Source organism: Haloferax chudinovii, assembly GCF_042663345.1.
GTDB classification, from domain to species: Archaea; Halobacteriota; Halobacteria; order Halobacteriales; family Haloferacaceae; genus Haloferax; species Haloferax chudinovii.
Map to the genome: position 1 here is coordinate 94717 of NZ_JBHTAB010000008.1, position 26513 is coordinate 121229.

Consider the following 26513-nt stretch of genomic DNA (forward strand, 5'->3'; position numbering starts at 1 on the left):
CACTCACACACCTACCTAACAGCTATTCCTGCGAAAAAGTTGTAGAAATAATAGGATTTCAACAGAGCCAAAACAATTCTATCCCTACGCGAGAGCCCTTCATCACCAACCTTCTCTTCCTCAATTTTTCATCTTGCACACGGGGTGCTGAACCGTACTTGCGCGTGTCTCTCGTTCACCCGTCCGGATTGACTGGGCCTTTATACTTCGACTTGATTTTGTCTCCCTCTCTCCACTGCCAGTAGTAGTAGCGGTTGTCGTTGATCTCTTTGATGGTGATCGTCGCCTTCGTGGGGACATCGTCTGGAAGATCGTCCGACCGTTCTTCGATCTCGCCTTCCGGTGACTCGTCCTCGAGACGAACCTCCCGCTCCTTGTGTTCGGCCAGCTCTTCGGCATAACGACCAACGTCCCGAAGACGGTTCGGCGATGGTTCATTGAGAGCGTTGACGACTTCTGTGGGTAGGTTCGGCGGCGGCGTTGGTGGTTCGTAGGACATCGGCTGTTGACTCGTGTTAACCAACACAAGTCGCTAATCAAAAATTTTGTTGGTTAAGACAGTGCCGCTAATCGTATCCAAGACTCAGAACAAACCCATACACCCTCTTTTCAGCTCACCATCCACGGGTCGAAGCGCCAACCCAGGATTATCGTACTTCAAAGTATCATACTCTGAAGTATGTTAGCGTGATTGCAAACATATCTTTGCACCCACAAACTAATATGAGCGCAATCCGTCTCTAGGACAATGACTGAGGATACACCGTCTCCACCGGACATGAATCTGGCCAGTGAGTGGGACAAAGCCGTCGAGAGTCGGACGGTCAAAGATCGTGTGTACGAAGCGGCGACGACGCTCACGTCCCCAACCACTGTTGCGGACGTCGCAGAACGTGCTGACTGTACAAAAGAAGGTGCTCGTCCCCATCTTGAGTGGTTCGTCGAAGTCGGGGTCCTCGAAAAAGTCGCGGACAACCCTGCACTCTTCGTCCGAAACGAGGCCTACTTTGAGTTCCGTCGCATCACCGAACTAACCCGAGAGTTCAATACACCAGAAGCCGCCGAGGAAGCAATCGACGAGTACCGAACCCGCGAACGAGAACTCTCGAGCTACTTCGCTGAATCCTCACCCGAGGCGGTTGTTCTTTCCGAGACGACGTACGAAGATCTCGATGAGGCGTACGACAGGTTGAGTGAATGGCGAACTATCACTCGTCGCCTTCGCGAACTTCGTGAAGCCAAATTCCGCCTCGAGTCAAATCACGGTGGGAGTCCAGCCTCCTCGTTCCCTTAACCTCGATGGGACGCACAGATGACCTCAACGAAGAACGGATGCGAATTCTCGGTGGCCGCCTCGCAGACCTCTCGGTAATCGAGACCGTCCAGTACTTCCCATCTGGAAAAGAAGACCGTGTTGTTGCCACTCTTCAGTCGAGTTACTATCCCAACGTTGTGGATACTACCACTCTCGAAATCCGTCTTCGACTGAATGGAGAGTTCAATATCCAGTATTTTGAGGAATGGACTGGGGAACACTGGTCGTGTCGATGGGACCGCCACCCGAATACACACAACACACGCGATCACTACCACGTACCACCACAACCGCGAGAAGAGAGTGCGGTCGATGCAGTCTACTCAGATGATCCGAATGACGTGCTTCGGGTCGTTCTTCAGACTATCGAGAAACGAATCAACGATATTTGGGCGACAACAGATCCGGTTTTCCCGTCAGAATACGAATTCGAGAAGGAATACGGCGCAGACTACCTCGTGGACACGTAGCGCAGTTTGTCACTCTGGACGGACGACTTCATCGCATGAATAGCAATCTGCGAACACGCCAGTTGTCCCATCGCCATCCTCGAACTCAATAATCGACTGATAGGCTTCAATCTCTTCGCCGCAATCAGGACATCGGCCAAGCGCCGTCGAATCACTCGTCATGGGGGATTGTGGAGACGCATGTGACACAGTCTGTCTCCACTAGTGTCCACACGATCCCACAGCAAAGATGTTTGGCCAGTTCGCGAGCCTCCCATGGTTTCTCCGGAACTGTGGTCGACACTGGCTGTTGAGATTTCGAACCGCGATAACCAATTTCAGAATAGCCTATTTTGAAATTGGCTAACTTGAAACTTCGACAGTTACTGACTCTGTCTCGCATATTATTAGGAGCAGGTTAGGTACCTGAGGTAGCTAAGTCACCTAAGGTAGAGGCGGTAGGACAGAGACATTTCTGAACACCAATCCAAGACGAGGAACCACCTCAGTTGGCTTAGTTGTCCCATGTACCTTAGGCACCTAAGGTAGCTAAGGTAGCACAGGCTCCTTAGGTGAGGTAGTTGAGCCAGGACCAATAGATAACAGAGATGAATCAAGCTGTACAATGGTACCTACCTTACCTGCCTTAGGTACCTTAGGTGACTTAGGTGAGGTAGTTGAGTCAGGAAATATTATACAATATGCGTGAGTCTATCCGCACAACCACAGGTACCTCAGCTACCTTAGGTGACTCAGGTGTACTCCAATGTCACAGGAACCCCAACCAAACGCTGTCGCACTGAACACGCTCAAAGGTGGCGTCGGGAAAACAACGATTTCGCTTAACACTGCCCGCGAGTTAGCCGAGCGAGGTCACGACGTTCTGCTTGTCGACCTCGACCCCAATGGTCACCTCACAGTTGGCCTCGACTTCCGCGAAGTCTATCTAGACGATGAGCACGCAGATCTTGGAGAAGTCATCATAGATCGAGATGCAGAGCCAGATGACGCAATCGTTTCGACTGAGTTTGGGTTTGATCTCTTCCCATCAACAGCAGATCTCGAAGACGTCCAAGATCGTCTTGGGTCAGTGAACCACGGGACAGTCAGGATGCGACAGTTCCTTGTCGAGCCGCTCTTGGGCGACACCTACGATTACATCATCATCGACACGCCCGGGAGTACAGGCCACCTCACGGACAACGCACTCGTCGCAACCGAATCGATTCTCGTGCCACTCCGTCCAGGTCCTGAGTCACTCGGAGGGTTCGAGCGAACGGTCGAGCGTCTAATCAAGCCACTCCGAGAGTTCATTTCGCTGGACTTGCTTGCGATAGTACCAACGGACCTCCAACGTCGTATCGACCAGCAAACCCTTGACCGAGAACTGATCGAGTCGCTGGTGACGCGCGAACATCTCGCTGCGAAGGTCCCGAACTTCGCGTATATTTCTCCAGCTGACCTGGAAAAAATCGATTCTGGGGAATGGGATGGCTCACTCCCGAAGCCAGGTATTCGCCACTCAGAGTCACTTTCACGTGCAATTGGGGACCACAAACCGCTTCGAGACTACGAACCAGAAGATTCGATTCTCTCGTCATTCGAAGAACTCGCAAGCATCGTTGAACACGGTGAGGTGCGTCGCTAATGGGAGACTACACCGACCGCTTTGCAGGGTTGGATGAGGAACTCGCGGAAGTCGAAGACAAAGACGAAGAGCAGGAACCCAACACAGCCGAGTCTGAAACTACGGACACCTCCGGAGAGGGAGGAGACGAGGTGACGGTCGAAGATGAAGACATGGAGTCTGACGTTGACTCCAAAGTCGTAGATGAAAGCCTCGAACGTAGTTCTGAGGTGAGTAAGCAACCAGAAGTCGATGGACCAGGGCAAGAGTCCAGTCAAGAAGTAAGGCCAAGTACTTCTGGATCTCTCGAGGACAGTAATCCCGGTTTCCCCTTTTCTGAGTCAGTACAAGCTCAGATATACCCACGACGAACCACCCACGACGAGTTTGAAGACTTCATTCAATTCGACGTGAAACAAGCGCTCAGAGAGTACGGTATCCGAAATGACGAGAAGCGAGAGATACATGAAGCAATCCTTCAGTTCGTGATGGAACATCCTGACGCAGTTGCCGACAAGGTGGTTGAACTTCGCAAGCGATAAGATAGGAATGAGTACAGAACTCCATTGACACCCCCCACTATTTCCGAAGTAGACGGCCATCTCAAGACTCTATGCGGGAGAATTCGGCATATTCCGATCTGGCAGCTTTCTACGGAATCAGAGGTCGAAATCGAAAGACATCGGCACGTCTGACGCACGTCACACCATTGGTTCCGTAGTTTCCGTAGTTTCCGATGAAGAGATAGTATTTAAACGAACACCCCCCATCACTTCCGCTGAAAACAGCGTTAAAGTCGCTTCTGGAGATCCACGATCACAGGCTCCATTCTCCCATCAGCACGGAGATGAGATACGACCGAATGAGCATCGATCGACACAGAGTACTCCTTGTACCGTCCCTCTTGTCTGCCAGTGTTTCTAGTTCGCTCATCAAGGAGTGTTTGCATCGAGAGGTCGCCGAGATGGTCACGGAGTCGACGTTGACTAACGGGTTCTGCATCTGCAAGAGAAGCGTACCGTTGGTACCGGGTGTAAACGTCCTTGTTCCGAGCAGGTGTCTTATCCTCAAGATGGAGTGATAGCGTAGCTGCCAGCACAAGTTTTCCTTGCGTCGTTAGTTTGGAGACACTTGTCGTGATGAGGTCTTGCTCAAGATCATCCTGAGCGGTTTGAACGTGGTCTTCCGTGACCTTCGTTGCATCTTCTTTTTTTGCGATGTTGCCAGCTTCTCGGAGGAGCGTCAACGCTTGCCGTGCGTCGCCAATATCTTGAGCAGCAAACGCAGCACAAAGTGGGATGACACCATCAGAAAGAACATCATCCTGAAAGGCTTGGTCTGCACGAGCGTACAAAATTTCGCGGAGTTGATTTGCGTCGTACGGTGGAAAGAGAAGTTCCTGTTGAGCAAGACTTGATTTGACCTTCTGACGGAGGTTATCTTTGAATTTGAGATCGTTAGAGATACCGATTACAGTAACTCGGACATTCTCGATCCGTCCGTTTGCTCGTGCTCTCGGGAGTTCGTAAAGAAGTTTGTCGTCAGACTGGAGGTTGTCAACCTCGTCGAGGACGATAACAACGTGTCCGCCAAGTGCGTCTAGCTCTCGATACATCATCTGGTACATATCCTCGGCAGGGTAGCCAGTTGGACGGATATGGTTTTCTGGCTCTCGAAGAGAGTTGATAATTGACGCAGCCAATTGATACGACGTATTGGTGTTTTCACACAGTACCCAGACGGTCGTCAAGTCAACATCTCTGTATTTTTTGACGTCTGTCTTGAGGTGGTTAAGCAGATATTTCGTCGAGACTGTTTTCCCGACACCTGTTTTCCCGTAGAGAAGGATAGATTTGGTTGGTTGGCCGTCCATTATCGGCTGGAGAGCATTCTTGTAACTCTCCAGTTCACTATTCCGACCGAGAATGTTCTCGGGGACGTACTCCTCAGACAAGACGCGAGGGTCATCGAAGATCCCTGTCGAGGGGGTGAAGACTGGCATCTATTGACGCGATGTGTCTAATGAGTCATAAAACCACGGCTTCCGAAGCTTCCGTAGTTTCCGAAGCTCGGAGGCCATTTAAATAATTTAAGTACACCCCCTCCCCCCACTGTTTCCGGAGAAACGACTCGAACAACTGGAGTCGCTATCAGACAATATTCATAAACAAAGATTTATATTATAGTATGTTAAAACAGACCCGTAGTAAACTAAAACTAGTTCATTTCGACTGGTAGTAGCTAGAATTATAGTAACTTGCTGAGAAGACACTACTCCTTCGTGGATTAGCTTCGGAAACAGTGGGGGGAGGGTAGTATATAAGTAACCGGAGCTTCGGAAACGATGGTCGAGAACAGACCGGGAAATTGTGATCGGGTGTTCACTCAGAGAGACAAAAGAAATTCTGCGATTACTCGTCATAGAACGTTCTCATCAAGCTGTTTGTCAGTGGGTACATCGGCTGGCTGACAGCAGTCTCGTCGACCGCTGTCAAAACCAATGGCAAGTGGTTTTGGTTGTACGCTGCAATAGACATCGAGACGAAGCTGATTCTTGACGTCGAATTGTTTGGACGACATGGTACTGATCCGGCTGCTGCGTTTCTCCATCGACTTTCGGAGAAACACGATCTTTCAGATGCTGTGTTTCTCGTTGATGGCTACGGATATCAGACTGACCTCTCTTGATTAGGATTGAGCGGTCGGCTTGACTACGTCGAGCGAAACCTCATCGAAAAGTGGTTTCATACCCTCAAAATGCGAATCGACCGCTTCCATAATTCGCGGGTGGGCAGTCTTGCGAGCGCCCGCGAGTGACTCATACAATTTGTGCAATACTATAACTTCCAACGAGCGCATCAAGCGCCCGAAGGACGAACCCCGGTGAGGAGGTCACTAACTAGACAGTGCCCCCTATTCCGCTAATTAAGCTATTCTTCCGCGTAATATCCGTGCCCCAGTGCTCTTCTAGCAACCTCAGCAAACTTTGTGAATTGAGTAGCCTCTGACAAGTCGTCGGTATCATCCGGTAGGTGTGTATAAACAAGTTCACCCAAAGTTGTCTTGTTGATACTGTAAAGCTCCGTCTGGATAACTGAGACCTTCTCTCGCTGAATTATATCCAAGACCTCAGCCTCCTCGTCAATTCCCACCAACCATTTATTTGGTGTAAACGGACTTTCATCCATCCAATCGACATCCTCGAACAGAACAACCGCATCGTATTCCCGCTCTTTTCCTGAATCCAAAGTCACGCGGACTGGTTCGATATCACCCATATCTTCTACTAACGTTATTGTTGAATATCTTTTTCTGTACGCCAACTCAATCTCATTTCCTGTTCCTACATCGGAGTCTGAGGGAGGATCACGTACGTTGCTGCTCGTGTAAACGTGCACAACTCGGACCCGTCTCACCTTTACCGATTAGCGTGCTTCTCGAGGAACGTATCGACGAGCTCGCCATCCGGATTGTACTCGATCCCTGACTCAAGATTCAACAGCACTTTCGCAGCTAAAATATAGGCCTCTTCAGTCGAGATCCCGTACATCTTGCCGAGCTCCTTCATACTCCCGTGAACTCCCTCCGGAATATCCGCATTTGGACGTGTCATATAGCGTTCTAAGACTGTCAATAACTACTACAAAAGGATTGGGTCATCACACCCATCAATCGTTTGAAAATTAGCCAAAAAATACTAATAATATAATTCCCATCGCCTAGGTAGAATCTGACATAATGTCTAGGAAAATGGTCTTTAAATTGACTGAAACGAACGATTTACAAATACCAGATATGAATTCACTGACCGTAACGTCGCCCGTGTCAAATATGCTAAAATACAGTCGCCGCGCACTCGTCACCGCTGGGTTAATCGTCGTGACGATGAGTACGACTGCCGCTGCCCAGGAGGGTGTCGGCAGTGGTATCTGTGGTACCCCACTCGCCGAAACGATCAACCAAGCAGCCCCACTGGTCGTGGGCACGCTCATGATCGGGGCCGCAATCCTCTCGTACATTCTCCACACTGCTGCGGCCTTCCCGAAGGACCCGCAGTCGGTTCAAACGTTCAAAAATTGGCGCAACCGAGCCGCCATGAGTGCGGTGACAACGCCGTTGTTTGCCGTCGTCATCGAGATGTTCATCGGTTTCACGGGGACCTCGACGGCTGAGTGTGTCAGTCTCGTTCCCTTCTTCTGAGAGGACTTCACACGGAGTCTTTCTTCTATGACACACAACGCACGTCTCGCAGTGCTGGTTGTATTGACGCTCGTCGTGAGCGCTGGAGTGGTTCCTATCCTCGCCGCCGCCGACGCCCCTACAAGTCACGCGCAACTCGGAACCACTCCCCACCAATTGTCCGGTGATGAAAACAGCGATGATGCCGACGATGCAGACTACTGTAGCGGTATCAACCCCGTCAGTGGACAGGTCTGTAACGGCTTCATTGATGCAATTCGAGCTATCGCACAGGCCTACCTTGAATTCGCTCGCGACGTCGCTGAGTGGTCGATTGAGTTCCTCGTCTCTCGGCCAGTCCCCCTCCAAAATGGTGAGATGGAACTCGTCGACCGACCCACGAACGCCCCGATGGGGACAGCCTACGATATGTGGTTCACAAAAGGGCTACCTATCGGTCTTGCCCTGTGGGGCTTTGGGATGGTCCTTTTGCGTCTCACGACGATCCTCCCAGGTGGCTCGGCTGCAGCCCACCGGAGCAAAACACTTCGACAAAAGGGCTGGTTTGGACTGTTCTTCATCCTCGCCTCGTGGATCTGGGCCGCCGTCGTCTTGCATCTCTCACAGGGCATGATCCTCGCGGTTGCCCCAGATGGTGCTGATCTTGTAGCCGACCTCGGATCGATTGGCGGGAACAATGCCGCCGCAGGCCTTGGAATCATCCTCGTGTGGTTGTCGTCGGGTGTGCTGTTCCTCCTGATCGCACTCGTGTTCGGCCTCTCGTGGGTGTCGGTGTTCATTTTCGCCCCGGCACTCCCCATTTTCATCGCCCTCTCATTGGTCGATTTCGGCCCCCTGAGCATCGTCTCGAAGGTTGGCCAAATGGGGCGTGATCTTTTCGTCACCGTCGCGTTCTTGCCGTTCCCGACAGCACTCGTGTTGGGCTTTGGGTATCCCATCATCAACGCCGCTCGGAGTTCCATGCCCGGCCCAGCGTCAGTTGTCCCCGGTCTCGGCGTCTATGCGCTGTTGACGCTGTGTCTGTGGGTGATCGCACTCTTATCGCCGATTATGTTGTTCGTCGGTATGCGTTCGATGCGTCCGTTTTCGTCGATGGCCGCTGGCGTTCTCGGTGCTGTGTCGGCGACAACTCTGGCGAGTGCGTCGAGTAAGGTCGGCAAAGCAAGTAGTGCAGCAACGAGTGCTGCGAGTTCAGCTGCCTCTAGCCCGCGTGTAGATCCAATAGTGGGCTCGCCGTTTTCCAGCGACAACACGAGTTCGACTGGAACCAGTGCAGTCGGTGCGCTGGGCACCCCTTCAGGTGGGCTTACTCGGAGTGGTTCTGTGACGGCGAGTATGGGTGCTTCAGAGTCGTCGACTCATTCTTCAAATAGAGGAGACGCAGTACGACAACGTCGTGACGTGACAGAAGTCACGAGCCCCCGCGAACTTTCGAGTGACCAGAAGTACGTGGCTGGATATTTCAACAGTCACGGTGAATTCACAGATGCAGGGCGTGGGGCGACTGTCTCACGAGACTGGGCCTTGAATAGAGGCTATGAACGAATTGGACAAGCCTTCTCGAACGAGACACTTGTACTCCGAGGTACGGATGACGAGCAGTTCTACGACGTGAGAGAGGCAGCCGCCAGTCAACGTTACGGTGGCCCGTACTCGTACGCCCAACAGACTACTGAGAGTCGAGAAACGGTCTTCAACACGCGGGGGCAGAACGAATGAGTCACCGCGATACGCCTCGACGAATCCTCGATGAGTTCGGGACGAGTGACGAGATCTTCGGTATCGAAATCGACTACAGTCTCAACGACCTGAAGCTATTCCTCCCGGCTGGGGTTGTCTGTGGATTCATTCTGCTTGCAACCCCCCAATGGCTGAACATCGGTGGACTCCTCGCAACGATTGGAATCCTCCTGTTGACCGCTGGGTTCATTTTCGTGACCCCGTCTCACAAGTCACCACAGCAATGGTTGGCGGATATGATTATGTTTTCACGAGCAGAGCACACTAAAACGGCAGTCGCTGAAACACCCGCCAAACAAACCGATTCGCTCACGCAAGTCAAGCGCTTTCTGCCAGTCTCGAATCTGGTCGAGCGTACCGATGGTTATCTCGTCGCCGCACTTCGCGTGAGTCCAGCCAACCTCTCACTCGCTACTGACAGAGAGTGGGAGGCGATGGCCAACTCATTTGGAAGTGTGCTGAACGCACTAGATTTTGATTTCCAGATTCACTCGACTGCCCGACCAGTTGAACCTGATCGAATCACTGCTGGCTATCGTGAACGGCTAGACGATTCCGACGTCGTCGACAACCCAGCTCTTGGAGACATAATCCGTGTCTATCGTGAGCGGTTCCCGGCGGAGTTCGAGAGCCGTGGCACCTGTGTCCGGGAGTATCACATCCTGATCCCCGTCAGCATCCGTGAAGTACAACTTGCTGACCGTGGTGCACTGGCGAAACTGTGTGATGTTCCCGTAATTGGCGGATTCATACGGGTGTTTGGAGCCGAAAGCACTCAGCTCACACACGAGGAAATCCGCGAGCGACAAAAAGAAGAACTGGGACGTCGCCTCCGTACGCTCGAGAGCGGTATCCGTGACCTCGAAGGCTGCGGCGCTGAACGTGTTTCGGCCGACGAACTCTCGGCACTACTTGAAGAGTACTGGAGTGGCGAACGCACCCACTACGGACCGAGTGAGGGCCAACGAAATGAGCGGGTTCGTTCGATTCCCGTTGTGACTGGCGACGATTCGGGGAGGTTCTGAAGATGCTCAAAACCCTCATCGAACGGTTCACCAGTCTCGAAGCCAACGATACTGAGGACGACCAGATTCGAGTGCACGCCCAAAACGTTGCACCCTCTAGCATCAAACTCGAATCCGACATCACACAGACGGGTGACCGCTGGGCGAAGACACTGTTCTTCGCAGACTTCCCGGCAGCAGCAACGCCCGGGTTACTCGATATGCTCACGACACACCCGAGTGCTGACATCGATATCTCCATTCACGCCAGTCCTCGTGAGTCGGAGCAGGCAATCAAGCAATTCGAGCGTGCAATCACGGACCTCGATGCAACGAGGCGAGAGAAAGAACAGCGTGGCGGTGCATCACTGGGGGCGACCCAACGCCGACTCCAAGAGCACAAAGAGGTCCTTGCCCAACTCACCGATGGCTCACAGCGGGTTTTCGAGGTCGCGGTCTACCTCACTATTCGTGGGGATACGAACAAGGAGGTCAAAGAGACGACCAACCGTCTTCAGTCGGAGTTGATGAAGAAGCGTCTGGTCACGAAGTCCGTCGATTACACTCAGGACGAGGGCCTTGTGAGCAACAGTCCGATTGCGAAGGACACGCTCCAACAGACGACGCCGATGCTGGGCAAAGCTGCTGGTGCGTTGTTCCCCTTCTCTGCGAGTACTCTTATCGAAGAAAGTGGTGTACTTGTCGGCTACCACGCCACGACCGACGCCCCGGTTGTCATGGACCGCTTCGACCGGCAAAACGGCTACAATATCCTCACCGCAGCGAAGATTGGGTCGGGGAAATCGTTCGGGACGAAGCTCCTGAACCTGCGCCAGCTTGCAAAGGACCCCGACACGATTCTCATCATGATCGACCCAATGAAGGGCTTCCGCAGTCTCTCCGATGCCCTCGATGGCGAACATATCGTGGTCGGTGGGTCACGAGGATTGAACCCACTCGAAATCAGGGAGACACCAGCGCACGTCCTGCGTGACGTCCCCGACATCGACCCATTCAGTCAGCGTTTCAGCAGTGTCATGGGCTTCTTCGATACGTTCTTCGCTCACGTCGGCAACGGCCTCGACAAGAAAGAACGCGCCGTCCTCGGGACCACTGTCCGAGATGCTTACCGCCGCAACGGAATCACGTCAGACCCTTCCACACACGGCAATGCGAGTCCGACGATTCGCGATGTAATTTCGATCCTCGCCGAGATTGCAGAGGACGCAGCAGCGTTCCTTGACTCGGTCGATACAGACGCGGCTGACCCAACCAAATTGGAAGTCGAGAAATGGCAAGAACGCGCCGCCGACCTTCGAATGTCGATGCGCCCATTCATGGGCAATGGCGAATTCTCGAACCTCGCGGGGAAGACTGAGGTCAACATCTCCGGTGAGAAGGTTGTCTACCTTGACCTCCAGCAAGGCGAGGCCGACCGTGAAATTGCGTTGATGATGCAGTTGCTCTTCGACAACGTCTACCAGCGAGCTAAGGAGACAGACAAGCGCGTCATCCTCGCCATCGACGAGGCGCATTACCTCATGGAACACGAGGGGAGTCTGCAGTGGCTTGACCGTGCCACGCGACACTCTCGTCACTATGATCTGAGCATCCATTTCATCACCCAGGAACTCAAGGACTTCTTCGTCCACCCACGAGCGGAGACCATTGCGAACAACTGTTCGATGAAGATTTTCTATCGTCTTCCCGGTCTCTCCGAAGAGAATCGCGCGAAGCTCGGGTTGACGTCTCGTGAGGCAGAGTTCATTCGCAATGCAAAACCCGGCGATCGAGACCGTGGGTATAGCCACGCACTTGTTTCGGTTGAGGACGAGGGAACCTTCCCGGTCAAAGTAACCGCGCTAGAAGAAGAGGCACAACTCATCGAGATGTCTTCGAAACGTCCGTCGAATCAGTTCTAACTATGAAAGACGCCACTCCTCAGCCGGATTACGATATGGCTGGCGCATATCTGAAAGCTCTCGGCCGGGAGAGCTCCCACTGTGAAGCTTGTGGAAGGGAAGTTGATGGAAATGACCTTGACACATTCATCATTGCTCTGTTAGAGGCGAACGTCTTCACTGCCGAGAACCACGTAGTCCTCTGTCGCCGCTGTGAGAAACGCGATGGGTGGCGTGAAGCCGTCCGAAAGAAGCGGGCAGAAGAGAAACCACTGCCACCTACGTCACTTCGCGGCAAAGCCCAAAACCTGCCCCACATTCTCAAAGACTACCTCACTGACCCAACAGCACGCTTCCTCTTCGCCCGTCGCTTCGGGGTTCTCGCACTACTTCTCGTCGGGATACTTCTATTCATTCCCCCTGTTGCTGCAGTCGTTGGTACACTGTTCATCTCTCCAAACACGGGTATGCAGTGGTTCGACCAGTCGATTACAACGATCACTGGGATACGCAACACGTCCATATCCACACTCGCGTGGGCGTTCACCGGTCTTTTCGGAATAGTCTACTTCGCCCACATTGCTGAGCGTGAGCGCAACGACCCCACGGGCTGGGCTGGCGAGTGGAATCCGCCGAAGTGGTACGCCCTTGCCGTCTACACTGTTATCGGCCTGTACGGTGCAGTTGTGCTCATCCTCGTCGCGGTCGGCGACGCACCCGCTGGGCGACGCTTCGGGGCGCAAATCCTCTGGTTCGTAGGGTCGCTGGGCATCGCCTACCAGATCAAAGACGCACTCAGACTAGACCTCGTGCGGATGGTCTGGGAACCACGACGTGAGTTGTGGGAGTTCCCGACGCGGTATGGGTTCGTACTTGCACTCACAGCCGTTGCTGTCGGTCCCCTTGCCTCGTTGCCGACGCTCACGACACCACTCCTCGCAGCACTCACACCGACCGTGAGCACCGCCTATATCATCGCACGAATGCCCCACGACCGGGTGTTTCGAGACAAGTGTATCGCCGCACAGGACCGCCTGCTTGATATCTTTCGTATTCGCGACAATGACGACAATTAACCCAGCCTGCCAGCCGTACCACCCAGACAGTCACACCGCCGGAGACACCATCCAGAGAGGTATCCTCGAATGACCCGTGAGTACATTCGAGTCACCCCGACCTCTGAGACACTCCAGACCAACAGGATTCCCCCCGCTCTTGAGAGTCTGCACAAGCTCACAGCCGAGCAGCCATCGCTTACACAGCGGCTAAACCCGCTGCATTCGAGTCCGCTACCGACGTTTGAGTTCCTCGTTTTGAGTGAGGGGACTGATGAGCCAGTTGAGTTCTACTACGGTGCCGACATTCATCTCGACACACTCGAAGAACGGCTTACACGGATCTACCCGTCATCGTTCGATCTCTCGCGGGAGTCTTTCGACGTTGAGTCGAAACTCGTCTCGGATGAGCTGACTCGTGATGACCTTTCGCCACGAGGCGTGCGGTGGCAGGGGTCGAGCGTGCGGAAGGATGACTGGATGATGCTGCTCACTCGGAACGATTCCCAGTCACCGCTCGTAGACGATACCCTCCCACTCCCACTCGTTTCCCTCGTCGACGAACTCGCAGACGTCGAAGCCCCAATCGCCTTCCAGGTTCTCTTTCAGCGCAAGCCTGATTGGTCACCCAAAGCCGAGAATCGGAAGCTCAACCTCCAGAACCAGACGGATACCTGGATAGACAAAGCCGTCAGCACCGTCTTTACCGACACGCGAACGTTGGCTGAGAAACAACAGCACCTGAGCGATGCCACAACCCAGCGGCTCGAAGAACTCGGTGACAAGAACCCACGTCGAACGTTCACCGTCAATCTCCGTGCAGTCGCCGTTCCGCCGACCGACACAGATGAATCGGTGGTTGATGCCCAACTCGATGACCTGAAAACGGTTTTCGACTCGATTGGTGGGGAGTTCTACGAGGTGGAGCGTGAACGCCTTCGAGATAATGGCCGTCGTGAAAGCACGAAACGGAAACACGCACGCAACACGTTCGACCGACTGCTCAATCGAGATCTTGAGACGAGTCGAGGACAAACCACACCACATTTCATTTGTAATGGCCACGAACTCGCGCAGTTCATCACCATCCCGTCTGGTAACGAGCTGAGCGTCGAAGGCGCACGACGAACGCGCTCTGAACAGGAGAGTCAGAGTTCGCTGCCTTTGCCACACCACGACCACATGGCGAGGTTGCGCGAGGGGATGACGATTGGGTACCCCGTCGACGAAAACGGCACACCCGAAGACACCCCGGTGTGTATTCCGCCTTCTTCGCTGGTCACACACTATCTTCGAGCCGCAACCACTGGTGGCGGGAAATCAAAAGCCCTGCTCAACGACATCCTTTCGGCGTATTCTAACACCGATGGTCCAGTTATCGTCCTCGACCACAAGGGCGACGGGTTGGCAGCAAACTACATGCGAGCCCATGGACGGCGCTTCGGGATGGACGATCTCGAGGAGAACGTGCTGTATTTCCCAGTTCCCGAAATCTTGCCTGGATTTTCGTTTTTCGACCTCCGACCGGCGCTCTCGCGTGGCGTACGACGGATAGACGCGGTCAAGCGCAAGGCCGACCAGTACCAGCAAATCCTCGAACTCGTCGTGGGGAAAGACGTTGTTCGGAGCGCAACTACCACTCCAATCCTCATCCAGTCACTCATCACTGCACTGTTCGACGAGGAATACGGCCGTGAGAATGGCACATACCGAGAACACACAGACTACTTCGGCCACGAACAACTCGAACATGTCTCGGACCAACTCAGAGCGGCCGGCCCACCACACCCGAACGAGGACGCCCTCCCAAAGACGACCGACGTTGCCGCTCGGCGTGAACTCCGTCGGAGGGTCTCGATGGATCAGACCACATTCTCGAACGTCCTTGATGGGCTGACCAATCGCCTCGGGTACGTCACGCTGAACCCCAACCTTCGGCGAATTTTTGATAACACCGCTCAGCAATTTGATTTCAGAGACATCCTCGATAGTAACCAGGTCATTCTGTTCGACCTTGGGGGGCTAAGCGACGAGTCGGCGAAAATCCTGACCGGACTCATCCTTACGATGTTAGAAGACGCACTGCGGACCAACGAGGACGACCTGACCCAACGCCCCGACGACTACGTCGTCAACCTCATGATCGACGAGGCAGCCTCTGTGGCCGCCTCTCCGGTCCTCAACAATCTCCTCGAGAAAGGCCGCAGCTTCCGTCTCTCGGTTGGGCTGGCGATGCAGTTCCCCGAACAGATGCAAGCCGAGGGTGGCCGACGCCTCTATCTCAACTTGCTCAACAACATCGGGACCTTGCTCGTCGGGAAGATCAAGGTCGATCGCGAGTTGGCGAATGCGATGGCCTTCGAGGAGTTATCCCCCGAAGAATTCGCCAATCGGATTGGGTCGCTCCCACGTGGTGAGTGGATTGCCCAGCTGCCGAGCCCGACGTTCGGCAAGACGGGTCCGTATCCGTTCAATATCGAACCACTCCCGATTCCAGCGGGGCATCCCGAAAGTGACTCACCACTCACAGGCACCGAAGAACAGCGATTACAAGATGCGCTCTCTCGGGTGCACGAGCGGACGCAGCAAGAGTTCGGCGTTCCCCGAGACACACCCGATCCAACGGCGAGGACGCCGGACGAGCTTGGTGAACTCCTTGATGTCCACACCGATGACTTAGACGTCGCTATCGCGAAGACCGTCCGAAGTGTGCAACTCCGCCATGGCGTCCGTGACGATAACGAATGGGTGAGTGTCGAGACGGTCGACGAGACATTCCGAGAGTTGTACGAGCGAGTCGAGGCAGAGCCACCTGCCTACGAGGAGCTCACCGAGATTCGCAAGCGGTCGCGCTTGCTCGACACCACGGTCGATATCGACGCTGACGAGCTCATCGTACGACTTACAGAGGCGGGTGAATCCGTAGCCGCACCCAATACGGGCGATGTGCGGTCTGCTGGTGGACAGGACCACGACGATGCACTCCTCGAAATCGAACAGGCGTTGTCACCGCTGGGATTCACCGTCTCGATTCTCACCCAAGACGGCAGTGAGAAACCGGACGCGAGAGCCACCCATCCAGACCTCGAAGCTCCGCTCGCAATTGAGGTCGAGACGACAACCCCGAAGAACCCAGCGAAGGTACTCACGAACCTCCAGAAGGCCCAAGAGGAGAACGCAGTTCCGCTCTTTGTGGTTCGACCGGGTGAGACAGAGACCTACTGGGCCGAGCGACTCGACCGGGTCCTCTCGTCTCCGATTCGTGAGCTCGCAAACGGGGAGACCCGATTCTACACCCACGATGTCCCGCTCACGTTCAACGGGGGAGCAACCGAACTTGGTGGCGTAACCGCTGTTCGCCCAGTGAACGGGAGTGACGACTCGAAGCGCTCTGTATGGGTAAAAGAGAGAGACCAGATTGCCCTCCAAGATGGAACTGGGACAGAGCATCTCCGTGTCTCTACGTGGGACGAAGTGACGAAAGATCGCGTGCCAGCAACCTACAGCTACGATCGTCCAGTTGAAGAGTATCTCGTCTATGAGCGTGGGGAGATTCACGCCTATGAGTCAAAGGACGCGTTTGAGGCAGAGTGGGTGAAAATAAATAAACCGTTCATCCCAGCAGAGGAGTTACTGAACCCGACATACGACACGGACAGCTACGCAGTCGTCATTCTCCGTGAGAATGATGAGCCGGTCGTCTATGATGAGGGTTCAACGAAGCCACTCGAGACGCTCCTTGCGAGTACCGAGCAGTCAGATGTAGCGTCTGAAGAGATTCAGAATGCAGACTGGAAAGATGATTCCGATGCTGTTGTTCAGCAGTTTGTTTCCAATTGGTTAGTCGAAGAGGAGGGCAGTTCGGTCCCAGCTGCAGACGTCTACTCGACGTATGAGACGTGGGCCAAGCAACATGAAATCTCTCCCGATTCACCGAGTTGGTTCAGTCGACGTCTCAGTAATCAGATAGCATTTGAACGGGCAACTGAGCGCCATGACGGGGAGGCGATTCGGTGCTACAAGGGTATTTCACTCGCAAATCGGAGTGTCGACGATGAATTCTGAAATCGGGGAGTGTACGCCTTCAAACGCCACGCTATCGCATTTCGAGATGGCGTTACGCCAACTGGCAGTTGCGATTCGCGAGAATCCGCAAAAACGCAAGACAGCGTGGCGTTACGGCAAAGCCAAGAATGCCGTAACACTGGCCCCTATTCAAGAAAATGCCGTACATGGCGTACGCCCGCATCTCAGCACCTCTATTGCTCATTTGGAGATTCTGTTACGGCAAAAAGCAACTAGTATAGATGGGGGGTATGCCGGTGCAAGTGAGCGAAGCGAACAGCGGGGGGATTTTTTCTGGCGCCAAAAGGGGCGCGGCCACCAAGGAACTGAACCAATGACGAAAGAAACTACCACATTCGTGACACAGGAGAACCTCCCACCAGAACTCGTCGAACGAGACCAGTGGGTGTGCTGGCGAAGCGAGAAACGAGGCGGGAAGAAAACGAAGATTCCAGTTGCCCCTGGCGAGGGTTCGTTTGCATCGTCGACGGACCCAGCCACATGGTCAGACTTCGAAACAGCTCTCCACTTCGTGACCAATGAGAGAGCAGATGGAATCGGCTTTGTGTTCACCGAGGACGACCCAATCGTCGGTGTAGACCTGGACGATTGCCGAGACCCAGAGACGGGCGACGTCGACGAGGACGCACAGGACATCATCGACCGACTCGATTCCTACACGGAAATCTCACCCTCGGGAACGGGCTATCACGTGCTCATCAAAGGAGACCTCCCCGAAGGCCGGAACCGACGTGGACATATCGAATTGTACGACACAGCACGATTCTTCACTGTCACCGGCGACCGCGTCGACGACACGTCCGGACACGTCAAACGCCGACAGGACGCGCTCGAAGCGATCCATCGTGAATACGTCCAACTACACTCCGAGGAAGAAAACCCCGAACGTGACGAACATACGAGCGTCAGGGACGACGCGAAAACCACACCCACAATCGACCTCGAAGACGACGAGTTACTGAAGAAAGCGAAAAACGCCTCGAACGGCCCGAAGTTCGAACGCCTGTGGAACGGGAACACTGGCGGCTACGACAGCAACTCTGAAGCAGACATGGCGCTGTGTTGTTTGCTGGCCTTTTGGACCGGTGGAGACACGACACAGATGGACACGTTATTCCGACAATCGGGGCTCCTCCGAGCGAAATGGGACGAGGTACACTACGCCAACGGGTCGACGTACGGCGAGAAGACCACCGAGCGGGCTGTTGAGGCGACATCGGAGTACTACGATCCCAGTCCAAGAGAAGAATCGACGCAGTCGAAGCTAGAAACGGGGCCTGAGACCACCGACGTGGATACTGACGGACCTGGTCGTCGCAACGCCTATCTCGTCGAGAAGAACCAGTTGTTGTCTACCCGTGTGAGCGAGCTTGAGGCGACGATTAAACAGAAAGACGAGCGTATCGCAGAACTCGAAAGCCAGCTTGAGGACCTCGTTGCCGACCCTTCGGGCCAGAGCGACGAGGACGATCGTGGACAAGGACAACGAACCGGTGGCACCGAAGACAAATCAGACAAGACGTCGCTACTCGGCCGAACGAGACGCTTGTTCAGCGGGAACTCCGAGTAGTATCTGATAGCTGTCTCCGTTTTGTAGCCCCGTCAGGGGTGACGGGGCAACTTGTGTGCCCTGGTGATAACGTATGCATTCTGAGCAACAGCAACACGCACGTAGCAACGATAGACCCCTGAGTAGTTCGAATCAATCCAACTCTCCGTGGTCAAACCTCGAACTGACTGTCCCAAACGACCGCCACCGCACTTCGATTGTCGCGTTCGTCGAGTGTGTCCTCGTCGAACTTACTCACGAGGACGTCGGTGCAGAGTACGTCTCATCGAACGTGTGGGGAACAAAACGGACGCAGTTCATCGCAGCTGATGACGTTGCAGAGACGTTCTGCAAGCGACACTACGACGAACGCCTCGGGTGGCATGAGACGACAGTCAGCCGGGAATCCGTACGCAACGAGTTAATCGACCGACTTTCGCAGACTGATCCGCTTGCGACCGACCGTAGTCACAGCGTTCCTGTTGAGGCGAGTGACGTGTTCTGTGTGAAGTCGGTGCGACAACTCTAAACTCGGCATCCTTAACCAACAGATGCGACAACATCTCGGAATTGTTGGTTAAGACGACCATATCACTGTCTTCAGTTGAATTTCACAGACAGTGACACGAACCGCGTGACACAGACAGAGGATGTATCGGTCAGCAGGGATTGGTCAAAGAGAACCACTTAGAGAGTTTTGAATACAGAACTTATTCCTCGAAATACGGGAGGAACCGAACTTCGCCATCGTTCTCGATTAGAATGCCTCCAATCTCGCCTTTACCGCTCACTTCCCACGTGGCTCTGAACTCTTCGTCATTTGCAACCTTTACGTAGATTGTGAGGGGCTCTGTGGCTTCTGGATAGAGTAGAATCTTATCTTCGCCGGGACATAGCGCAACCCATGATTCAAATGTACGTTCATCCCCCTCATCTACTGTAATCCAGACAGTGTGGGGTTCCGAATCGAAATTTCGAATTTCGAGAATGGTTTCCGTGTTTGTCCCGTAAGGCGTTCCAGTTCCATCAGAGTCAGATGAAATTGTCTGGGTTGTCTGCGTGGCTGAATTATTGCTGGGAGGTTTGGTTTGTCGTCCACCAGTAGAATTTGAAGATTCGCAACTCGGCATAGAAGGGCTCGGTGGAATTTCTGACCCAGTGTCTGAAGAGGTTGTATCAGGCTCATTTTGTTCAGTGCATCCAGAAAAGGACATGCTGAGCCCCAATATACACCATTTTAGTACAGTTCTGCGGGAGACCATGAACCACAGTTAGATGCCATTTCTTATTAATTTATTCTGATTGAGATTGGAATACAAGTTGGCATGAGTGCCACATACGCGCGCTGTATTCAGCACGAGTGCAAAGACCTCACCGAACGCTGTCAGAAGGTGTGTGACACATACAGAGGGTGAGTTCAGCAGACAATCAACGAAGAAACACCCACTCGGTGGGCATTCGGTACGCCGAGTCATAGACAGAAAACCTACAATTACAGGTTGCGAAATTGAGGCTTGGAATACACTGGGCCGAAGTTCTCTTTGGGAGTAACGAGGCGGATTTGAGGACATCAATAGTCGGGATTTTCGCCGTCTCATTTGTCGTCGCAATCGGTTATCTAACAGGCGTTTTCGGCTCTGCTTCGTTCGCCCCGTGGGGAGGCCCAAGCCCACCGCTCGTTGCGACACTCATCGCAATAGTATCGTCCAGTGCAATCGCGTACGTCCGTCGAGGATTCGTCTTGGGTCTTGCCAGTTCCTGCTTCGTGTTCTTCACCACAGGGTTTGTAGAAGTGTTCTTCCTATACCGAGGGTTCACCGTCTCAGAGCGACTGGGTTTCTTTCACGACCTCGATTTCCTCATCGCCTCGTGGGGGTGTTTATTCGGCTGTATCGGGTACGTGGGTGGAGTGTTACTCCGTCACCAAATTGGGCGCAAGTAATCTGGTGAGAGGAAGATATTCGTTGCATGTAGCACCATAGCCGAGGGGTCACGTGGCCGACTTGCGCGCTGTATTCAGCACAGCCATATGTAAATGTCAAAAATTTCATGGCGACTGAAATACAGGGGTAGCGTATGACAGATTTTCTCGAATTGCTCTGGCCAATCTTGTTCTTATTAGGCTTCTTTGCTTTCTTCGGAAGGTATCTCCTCCGTTGGATACGTGAGGGATACGAGAGCGCAGATGAAGGCGAAAGTGGAAGTTCAGAACGGTAGCCCAACAAAAAGCCTGGGTAATTAAGGGATGAATTTGCTATGTCTGGAAAAGGCAGATCAATAGATATGAATCGGACAGAATCTGGTGGTGTTCTACTCATCGGATTGGGGCTTGTTGCTGGTTCAACTGCGACAACACAGGGGGGTGCCAACGTAATTCTCCCTTCGGTTTTTCTCATTGGAATCGGTATCACCGTGACGGCGTTCGGGAGGTATCGCTGACCGACTTGCGCTCTCTATTCAGCACGGTCCCAACAAACTATCAGTGATTGGTGATTTCAACAGAGTACAACCCCGTGCTTTCATTGACGAACAGTACATGCCGATTACACTGACGACGAGGCAGTACTCATTGCAGCAGACGAATAGGTTGAAGAAGGGATGCCACGCCAGAGTCATGCTTCTCCGTGGGCAGGTACATTTCCGAAGTGTGACTGCACGCACGGACGGTTAAGGCGCCACAGCGTGATCGACTATTCATGACCACGGATCTCACTGAACGGGTGCAAGAAATCGCCGAAGCTCGTGGGATCCCCGAGCCGGAGATCCTCAAACAAGCGTTGGAACGTGGTGTCCAGGACCTCTGGGTAGACCTTGTCCTCTCACGATACGTGAATGACGAAATCGACCGAGAGACGGCCATCGATCTCGTTGGTCGAGACCGCGTCAAGCGTGCGGAGCGCGAATTACAGGCCGTTGAAGATGACGTCCGCTGGGGACTGAGCGCGTGATTCTTGCAGGTGCTAATGTGAGTTCCACCGTCGGTTTCGGTGAACCCCTTGTCACCCACTCCCGACGCTCTCCCACGATTGAACAGGAGAGCCCACCGTCACCACTCAATTAAAACGATCGCAGGTGTCTGGTATCACATGAAGTGTCCTGCGTGTGATGGACCCGTCACGATGGAGGTCGGCCCCAATTGGCCGCCCTCAATATCCGTGGCCAAGGCGCTACTTGCTGCGGACGCCGAGGAACAACTCGAACTATCCCGGAATTGTTGGGAGTGTGGCTGGCAGGAAACACGCGTCGTTCGTATCGATTCAATCGAAACGACCACTGGAGATGCTCACACCATCAAGCGGGCTGCACTCGTAGACGAGATCACAGCTGAACTCGAAGCAATCGACAGTCTCGAAACGCTCAGTGATGCACTCGCGGATCTTCGCCGCCAGCGGCAACTGGAGGCTGACACAGCAGGGACAACTGACGAACACACCGAGAAGCCCTAGAAGTATGTCCGACACCGATGCCCGATACAACGTTCGTGACTGTACGCAGAAACCCGATCACGCGTCGATTGACGAGGTCTGCGAGCGACTCGTGTCTCGGGCGGACAATCCACGATCTAACCACCAAGATGCACATTTCGACGTCGCAATGGCTGACGTTGTTGACCGCTACGGTGAGGCGGCTGTTCGAGAGGCCGTCCAGTTCATCCTTGCCGGTGATGTCTCGTTCCGAACTGCAGCAGCAGACCTCGATATGCGTTCGATTGACGGCGTCCGAATCGGCACGACCGCACGGTGGATTCTTGGGGAGTTGAATGCCACAACGGACAGCCCCGTGTGATTGACGACGGTGTCAGTGTCCTCTACCGCCACGGCAACGTTGTTTCACGAGCCCCTGGCGTGGTAGTCTGCCCGATTTGTCTCACGATTGGATGTCGTCCTCGTCACAGATTGTGATAAAGTATCTCGTACGGACTCACCACCGTTAGTCAAGTCCGTGGGACAGGTATGGCGACATTTCGTCCCCGGAGCCAGTATTCTCCCCCGGCGAGTAGCCCGTATGCGAGCAGGTGAAGTACCCCGCGTCGGGTGGCGCGGGACGTCTGTGTCTAATCCGCCGTGGACCCAACAGCCTTTAATTCCGCTCGCGAGCGACCGATCCGGCCTGTAATCACGAAATTCGAACTCCACCGCAAATCTTATGCACAAGATAATATAATCTACTGCATAATGATTAACCGAGAGCGAGAATTGGAATGGCTGACCTCACACCTCAGACGAGATGACCGGCAGTTTCTCGTTGTGTATGGCCGCCGTCGAGTCGGAAAAACGACGCTCGTGACGACAGCACTCGATTCGCTTGAGCAGGATACCCAATACTACCTTTGTGACCAACGAGGGCCGAAACACAACGCAACGCAATTTGGGCGACAGTGTGCGGAGCACTTCGATGATGTTCCACCCGATGTGAATTCATTTCTGGACGCGTTTCGGTATCTCAAGGGACGGGTTGACGGGCCGTTTGTCGTCGCATTAGACGAATTCTCCTACCTCGTAGAGGAAGATGAGACCATCCCATCGGTATTCCAGACCATCGTCGACGAGGTGCTCGCTGACACAGACATCTCAATCGTCCTCCTAGGCTCGTCGATATCGATGATGGAAGAAGGTGTGTTGAGTTACGAGAGCCCGCTCTATGGACGCCGAACTGGACAGTGGCGACTCGAACCACTCACCATCGGTGACGTATCGAAATTCTTCCCTCAGTATGATGCTGACGCAACAATCCAGACGTACAGTGTTCTCGGTGGAGTTCCAGCCTACCTCGAGCAATTTGACGGGACTGAAGACCTCTTTTCGAACATCGAACAGCACATTCTCTCGAAGGGTGAGTTCCTCTACGAAGAGCCTGAATTCCTCCTCCGACAGGAACTCCGGGAACCGACCACCTACATGGCGATTCTCGAAGCGATTGCCAACGGTGCAACTCGTGTGACCGATATCGCGAATAATATCGATAAGAAGGCAAGCGGCATCTCACGGTATCTCCAAAACCTGACTCAGTTAGCGCTCGTCGAGCGTGAAACACCGGTCACAGATCCCGATGGACGTGGTGTCTACAAACTGACTGACCAATTCGTCCGGTTTTGGTTCCGCTACGTCTCGCCGAATCGGGGAACACTCGAACAAGGTCGAACCGAACCCGTCCGAGAATCGATTGCTGAGACATTACCGACGCACACAAGCTTCGCGTTTGAAGAAGTCTGTCGACAAGCTGCCCGAGCACCGTCATTTCCAGTTTCCAGTTCCCGAGTAGGCCGCTGGTGGTACAGCGAGCAAGAAATCGACGTGGTTGGGTTGAACCCGCAAACCAAGACGCTATTTCTCGGAGAATGCAAGTGGACCACTAGTTCCGTTGGTCAGTCACTCCTAGACGACCTCGAAGCGACTGAACCGGACGTGCGTTGGCAAGGTTCTGATCGGGACGTTGAGTACGGGCTCTTTTCGCGGTCTGGCTTCACGGACGAACTTGTGGAGAGTGCAGCACAGCGTGAGAATGTCCATCTATTCGACCCGTCAGATGTGTTGGCGCTGTTCGAAAAGACATCCTAAGTTTGTTTTCCTCGTGCGGCCCGCCCCGCTCGCCGCCCTGTGCCCTCCGTGCTCACGACTCGCGTTGCTCGCTGTTCGCGACGAGCCGCTCCTGGTAGTCGCGTCTCGCTTCACTCGCACCTTCCCGGTGCGCCAGCACCAAGCGCGGTGTCGGTCACAACGCCCTTCGTAGACTCGGTCGTCGGACGCGAAACCGGCTTGTGTGCTGGCCGCTCGCTCCGGGCAGGCCACCGGGTCGCTCACGATGTTCGCGCCCCGAGCCTCACCTCACTCCGTTCGGTGAGATGGCGCGCGGTGCTGGATGTTATCCCATCGTCGAGCGCACGCCTTCCGCGCCCCGATGGCGCGCGTGAAGGCGCGAAAGGCGTGCGCAGAATGAGTTGGTTGGAGTCGGTGAGAGCCACGGCTGGAGAGTCGTGGTGTCGGAAGAAGACGCTGAGTAGGCGCCTTCAGAGAACTCCAATGAGTACTAAGAAGCAAATCGGTAATGAAGTTTCGCACTACGAACACCCCCAAGCAGTCGTTGACGACGTGGTTGATGAGACGCCTGCACTCCACCCCACAGTTGAACTCGAAATCCAAGCCAAAGTTGACCTGAACAATTCTCAAACTCAAGGACGGGGACTGACCCTCGCAGAGGAAGAGCGGATGGAAGCGCGTGAGTGGGAAATCGAACAGACGAAAACTCGGTGGGACCGGAGGCAGACGTCGAACCGGGAGGAGCGGACGGCGATGGCGGTGGAACAGATGAGCGCTGAAGCAACGAGGGAGTTCAAGAAGCGCGCCGGATGTGTGAATCGGTGGGCCGACCCCGATGAGGCAGACCCGCGTGAGCAACTCTCAGTTGAAGAATTGGGCGAAGTGAACCGGGAGGCGGCGCGGTTACAGACGAAACTCGATGGGTGGTCGCGCTCGGCGATCAGCCGGCGGTTGGCTGAGCAAGTCGCAGATGGGAAGTCGATGATGAGTGCGGTGGTCGGAGTGTTCGAAGAGTTGCAGCAGGCACCGGGACGGGTGATACCGATTGCGGCGGTCAGTGAGGTCAATCGTCGAGAGGTGTCTATCTCTGGAACTGTGACCCAACTCTGGGAGTCGTCGAATTCGGCGATTCAGCAGGTGGGACTCATCGAGGACGAGACGGGGAGAACAAAGTTCACTGCCTGGACGAAGTCGGACCAATCGGTTGTGAGAGAAGGCGAGCGTGTGACGATGCGGAACGTCGCGAAAAGTTGGTACGGTGGGCGTGTTTCAGTGGCTGCGACGGGATGGTCGGAGATATCGTTCCCAGAGCGCGAGGCGTGGTGGGCTGAGTAGGCGTCGCAAGCGGCTGTTTTCTTTTTTGTGACTCCACTTGCCCAGCCCCTCCTCCCCACCCACCGCTCCGTGCTCGCGCCGGCGACGGCGTCGCCGCCGACGCTGTGCGCGCAGCCACGACCTAATTGACTCGTACTACTGGCTCTGTTGAATCCCCCAGTAGCTGATAGTTTGTTGAGGCCGTGCTGAATAGAGGGCGCGAGTCGGTCATACTTGATGCGATAATGACATTAGGATTGGTGAAAAGATTATCATATGGGTTACCTTCGTCATGCCGCTTGGTATCTTGGAGAGAGTGGTTCGATAACTGTGGTCGGTCTATTGGTCTTTATCATACTACAATGGAGAGTATGGTTCAACCTTGGGTTGATGGTTATTGTGGTTCTCACAGTTGGAAACGTTCTACTTCTCTTCCGCCGAATTAACTTGCTGATGAGCGAACTTATCGAAAGAAAGGCACACAGACTCTCTTGATAACCGTTCTGTCTCCGATTTCCCGCCTTCGACCCTTTCTGAACAAGTGGGTAGCATCCCTGCAAGACACAACCTCTGTCTGTGTCACACGGCTTCTGTCAGGTTCTAAGGATTCCAATTGGGCCTTTTGTATGGATATTCAATGTGGAAACCTAAATGCCTCCCAGTGAGACCGAGCAAAGTCCAAAGTGTACGTAGGCTGAGCAGTTTAACAATATCACTGTTGGTGATGACTATGAAT

General features: G+C 54.0%; 23 protein-coding genes and 1 pseudogene. 18 read left to right on the forward strand and 6 right to left on the reverse strand.

Going from position 1 to position 26513, the window contains the following annotated elements; genetic code table 11:
• Window positions 1–175: 175 nt before the first annotated feature.
• Window positions 176–499: a DUF6788 family protein gene (locus ACFQI8_RS14320; RefSeq protein WP_390245917.1), complete on the reverse strand. Its 324-nt coding sequence runs from the start codon at window positions 497–499 to the stop codon at window positions 176–178.
• 249 nt (window positions 500–748) lie between these two features.
• Here ACFQI8_RS14320 and ACFQI8_RS14325 point away from each other — a divergent pair, with 249 nt between their 5' ends.
• Together ACFQI8_RS14325 and ACFQI8_RS14330 are read left to right on the forward strand one after the other, a co-directional pair.
• Entirely contained in the window at window positions 749–1294 is a 546-nt protein-coding gene (locus tag ACFQI8_RS14325) for a DUF7342 family protein (RefSeq protein WP_390245919.1), read from the forward strand.
• Window positions 1295–1299: 5 nt separating this feature from the next.
• A complete protein-coding gene (locus ACFQI8_RS14330; protein ID WP_390245921.1) occupies window positions 1300–1785 on the forward strand; it encodes a toxin-antitoxin system TumE family protein in 486 nt (161 codons plus the stop codon).
• A gap of 9 nt (window positions 1786–1794) precedes the next feature.
• Here the strand turns inward: ACFQI8_RS14330 and ACFQI8_RS19515 are convergent, their stop codons facing one another.
• Complete coding sequence (locus ACFQI8_RS19515; RefSeq protein WP_465261718.1) at window positions 1795–1947, reverse strand: DUF7837 family putative zinc-binding protein; 153 nt, start codon at window positions 1945–1947, stop codon at window positions 1795–1797.
• A 583-nt stretch (window positions 1948–2530) separates the two neighbouring features.
• Here ACFQI8_RS19515 and ACFQI8_RS14335 point away from each other — a divergent pair.
• Both ACFQI8_RS14335 and ACFQI8_RS14340 read left to right on the forward strand, forming a co-directional pair.
• Window positions 2531–3412, forward strand: a complete 882-nt coding sequence (locus ACFQI8_RS14335) for a ParA family protein (protein ID WP_390245922.1) — start codon at window positions 2531–2533, stop codon at window positions 3410–3412.
• Window positions 3412–3933, forward strand: coding sequence for a DUF7970 domain-containing protein (locus tag ACFQI8_RS14340; protein ID WP_390245924.1), 522 nt, complete (start codon window positions 3412–3414; stop codon window positions 3931–3933). Before ACFQI8_RS14335 ends, ACFQI8_RS14340 begins: the two co-directional genes overlap by 1 nt.
• 248 nt (window positions 3934–4181) lie before the next feature.
• Here ACFQI8_RS14340 and ACFQI8_RS14345 read toward each other — a convergent pair whose 3' ends face one another.
• Entirely contained in the window at window positions 4182–5393 is a 1212-nt protein-coding gene (locus tag ACFQI8_RS14345) for an orc1/cdc6 family replication initiation protein (protein WP_390245926.1), read from the reverse strand.
• Between the two features lie 373 nt (window positions 5394–5766).
• Between ACFQI8_RS14345 and ACFQI8_RS14350 the strand changes: the two are divergent.
• A pseudogene (locus tag ACFQI8_RS14350) lies at window positions 5767–6316 on the forward strand (IS6 family transposase); the annotation flags it as partial.
• Between the two features lie 5 nt (window positions 6317–6321).
• Here ACFQI8_RS14350 and ACFQI8_RS14355 read toward each other — a convergent pair.
• Window positions 6322–6669 (reverse strand): hypothetical protein, encoded by a 348-nt coding sequence (locus ACFQI8_RS14355; RefSeq protein WP_390245928.1) that lies wholly within the window; start codon window positions 6667–6669, stop codon window positions 6322–6324.
• Window positions 6670–6809: 140 nt separating this feature from the next.
• On the reverse strand, window positions 6810–6959 hold the full coding sequence (locus ACFQI8_RS14360; protein WP_390245930.1) for a hypothetical protein: 150 nt from the start codon (window positions 6957–6959) through the stop codon (window positions 6810–6812).
• Window positions 6960–7129: 170 nt separating this feature from the next.
• On the opposite strand from ACFQI8_RS14360, the gene ACFQI8_RS14365 reads away from it, so the two are divergent.
• From ACFQI8_RS14365 to ACFQI8_RS19520, 8 genes are all read left to right on the forward strand, one after another.
• Entirely contained in the window at window positions 7130–7591 is a 462-nt protein-coding gene (locus ACFQI8_RS14365; RefSeq protein WP_390245932.1) for a hypothetical protein, read from the forward strand.
• Between the two features lie 27 nt (window positions 7592–7618).
• Window positions 7619–9310 carry a hypothetical protein gene (locus tag ACFQI8_RS14370; protein WP_390245934.1) on the forward strand — a complete coding sequence of 564 codons (1692 nt, stop codon included), beginning with the start codon at window positions 7619–7621 and terminating at the stop codon, window positions 9308–9310.
• Complete coding sequence (locus tag ACFQI8_RS14375; RefSeq protein ID WP_390245936.1) at window positions 9307–10356, forward strand: hypothetical protein; 1050 nt, start codon at window positions 9307–9309, stop codon at window positions 10354–10356. Before ACFQI8_RS14370 ends, ACFQI8_RS14375 begins: the two co-directional genes overlap by 4 nt.
• Window positions 10357–10358: 2 nt before the next feature.
• A complete protein-coding gene (locus ACFQI8_RS14380) occupies window positions 10359–12257 on the forward strand; it encodes a VirB4 family type IV secretion system protein (RefSeq protein ID WP_390245938.1) in 1899 nt (632 codons plus the stop codon).
• A 2-nt stretch (window positions 12258–12259) separates the two neighbouring features.
• Window positions 12260–13312: a hypothetical protein gene (locus tag ACFQI8_RS14385; RefSeq protein WP_390245939.1), complete on the forward strand. Its 1053-nt coding sequence runs from the start codon at window positions 12260–12262 to the stop codon at window positions 13310–13312.
• Window positions 13313–13381: 69 nt separating this feature from the next.
• Window positions 13382–17356: a conjugal transfer protein gene (locus tag ACFQI8_RS14390; protein ID WP_390245941.1), complete on the forward strand. Its 3975-nt coding sequence runs from the start codon at window positions 13382–13384 to the stop codon at window positions 17354–17356.
• A 334-nt stretch (window positions 17357–17690) separates the two neighbouring features.
• On the forward strand, window positions 17691–18947 hold the full coding sequence (locus ACFQI8_RS14395) for a phage NrS-1 polymerase family protein (protein WP_390245943.1): 1257 nt from the start codon (window positions 17691–17693) through the stop codon (window positions 18945–18947).
• 73 nt (window positions 18948–19020) lie between these two features.
• Window positions 19021–19455, forward strand: coding sequence for a DUF8030 family protein (locus ACFQI8_RS19520; protein ID WP_465261719.1), 435 nt, complete (start codon window positions 19021–19023; stop codon window positions 19453–19455).
• Between the two features lie 181 nt (window positions 19456–19636).
• Here ACFQI8_RS19520 and ACFQI8_RS14400 read toward each other — a convergent pair whose 3' ends face one another.
• Window positions 19637–20188, reverse strand: a complete 552-nt coding sequence (locus ACFQI8_RS14400; protein WP_390245945.1) for a hypothetical protein — start codon at window positions 20186–20188, stop codon at window positions 19637–19639.
• Between the two features lie 1434 nt (window positions 20189–21622).
• On the opposite strand from ACFQI8_RS14400, the gene ACFQI8_RS14405 reads away from it, so the two are divergent.
• The 5 genes from ACFQI8_RS14405 (at window position 21623) to ACFQI8_RS14425 (ending at window position 25798) form a co-directional block, all read left to right on the forward strand.
• Window positions 21623–21874, forward strand: coding sequence for a hypothetical protein (locus ACFQI8_RS14405; RefSeq protein ID WP_390245947.1), 252 nt, complete (start codon window positions 21623–21625; stop codon window positions 21872–21874).
• Between the two features lie 138 nt (window positions 21875–22012).
• Window positions 22013–22372 carry a DUF8105 family protein gene (locus ACFQI8_RS14410; RefSeq protein WP_465261720.1) on the forward strand — a complete coding sequence of 120 codons (360 nt, stop codon included), beginning with the start codon at window positions 22013–22015 and terminating at the stop codon, window positions 22370–22372.
• A gap of 4 nt (window positions 22373–22376) precedes the next feature.
• Window positions 22377–22712, forward strand: coding sequence for a DUF8158 family protein (locus tag ACFQI8_RS19525; RefSeq protein WP_465261721.1), 336 nt, complete (start codon window positions 22377–22379; stop codon window positions 22710–22712).
• A gap of 389 nt (window positions 22713–23101) precedes the next feature.
• Window positions 23102–24484, forward strand: a complete 1383-nt coding sequence (locus tag ACFQI8_RS14420) for an ATP-binding protein (RefSeq protein ID WP_390245953.1) — start codon at window positions 23102–23104, stop codon at window positions 24482–24484.
• Window positions 24485–24946: 462 nt separating this feature from the next.
• The gene (locus ACFQI8_RS14425) at window positions 24947–25798 is read left to right on the forward strand and encodes a DNA-binding protein (RefSeq protein WP_390245955.1); all 852 of its coding nucleotides are present in this window, start codon (window positions 24947–24949) and stop codon (window positions 25796–25798) included.
• Window positions 25799–26513 lie beyond the last annotated feature (715 nt).

Excerpts from the sequence above, each read along its gene's own strand:
- ACFQI8_RS14320 (WP_390245917.1), bottom strand. The coding sequence starts at position 499 with ATGTCCTACGAACCACCAACGCCGCCGCCGAACCTACCCACAGAAGTC.
- ACFQI8_RS14325 (WP_390245919.1), top strand. The coding sequence starts at position 749 with ATGACTGAGGATACACCGTCTCCACCGGACATGAATCTGGCCAGTGAG.
- ACFQI8_RS14330 (WP_390245921.1), top strand. The coding sequence starts at position 1,300 with ATGGGACGCACAGATGACCTCAACGAAGAACGGATGCGAATTCTCGGT.
- ACFQI8_RS19515 (WP_465261718.1), bottom strand. The coding sequence starts at position 1,947 with ATGACGAGTGATTCGACGGCGCTTGGCCGATGTCCTGATTGCGGCGAA.
- ACFQI8_RS14335 (WP_390245922.1), top strand. The coding sequence starts at position 2,531 with ATGTCACAGGAACCCCAACCAAACGCTGTCGCACTGAACACGCTCAAA.
- ACFQI8_RS14340 (WP_390245924.1), top strand. The coding sequence starts at position 3,412 with ATGGGAGACTACACCGACCGCTTTGCAGGGTTGGATGAGGAACTCGCG.
- ACFQI8_RS14345 (WP_390245926.1), bottom strand. The coding sequence starts at position 5,393 with ATGCCAGTCTTCACCCCCTCGACAGGGATCTTCGATGACCCTCGCGTC.
- ACFQI8_RS14355 (WP_390245928.1), bottom strand. The coding sequence starts at position 6,669 with ATGGGTGATATCGAACCAGTCCGCGTGACTTTGGATTCAGGAAAAGAG.
- ACFQI8_RS14360 (WP_390245930.1), bottom strand. The coding sequence starts at position 6,959 with ATGAAGGAGCTCGGCAAGATGTACGGGATCTCGACTGAAGAGGCCTAT.
- ACFQI8_RS14365 (WP_390245932.1), top strand. The coding sequence starts at position 7,130 with ATGTCTAGGAAAATGGTCTTTAAATTGACTGAAACGAACGATTTACAA.
- ACFQI8_RS14370 (WP_390245934.1), top strand. The coding sequence starts at position 7,619 with ATGACACACAACGCACGTCTCGCAGTGCTGGTTGTATTGACGCTCGTC.
- ACFQI8_RS14375 (WP_390245936.1), top strand. The coding sequence starts at position 9,307 with ATGAGTCACCGCGATACGCCTCGACGAATCCTCGATGAGTTCGGGACG.
- ACFQI8_RS14380 (WP_390245938.1), top strand. The coding sequence starts at position 10,359 with ATGCTCAAAACCCTCATCGAACGGTTCACCAGTCTCGAAGCCAACGAT.
- ACFQI8_RS14385 (WP_390245939.1), top strand. The coding sequence starts at position 12,260 with ATGAAAGACGCCACTCCTCAGCCGGATTACGATATGGCTGGCGCATAT.
- ACFQI8_RS14390 (WP_390245941.1), top strand. The coding sequence starts at position 13,382 with ATGACCCGTGAGTACATTCGAGTCACCCCGACCTCTGAGACACTCCAG.
- ACFQI8_RS14395 (WP_390245943.1), top strand. The coding sequence starts at position 17,691 with ATGACGAAAGAAACTACCACATTCGTGACACAGGAGAACCTCCCACCA.
- ACFQI8_RS19520 (WP_465261719.1), top strand. The coding sequence starts at position 19,021 with ATGCATTCTGAGCAACAGCAACACGCACGTAGCAACGATAGACCCCTG.
- ACFQI8_RS14400 (WP_390245945.1), bottom strand. The coding sequence starts at position 20,188 with ATGGTCTCCCGCAGAACTGTACTAAAATGGTGTATATTGGGGCTCAGC.
- ACFQI8_RS14405 (WP_390245947.1), top strand. The coding sequence starts at position 21,623 with ATGACCACGGATCTCACTGAACGGGTGCAAGAAATCGCCGAAGCTCGT.
- ACFQI8_RS14410 (WP_465261720.1), top strand. The coding sequence starts at position 22,013 with ATGAAGTGTCCTGCGTGTGATGGACCCGTCACGATGGAGGTCGGCCCC.
- ACFQI8_RS19525 (WP_465261721.1), top strand. The coding sequence starts at position 22,377 with ATGTCCGACACCGATGCCCGATACAACGTTCGTGACTGTACGCAGAAA.
- ACFQI8_RS14420 (WP_390245953.1), top strand. The coding sequence starts at position 23,102 with ATGATTAACCGAGAGCGAGAATTGGAATGGCTGACCTCACACCTCAGA.
- ACFQI8_RS14425 (WP_390245955.1), top strand. The coding sequence starts at position 24,947 with ATGAGTACTAAGAAGCAAATCGGTAATGAAGTTTCGCACTACGAACAC.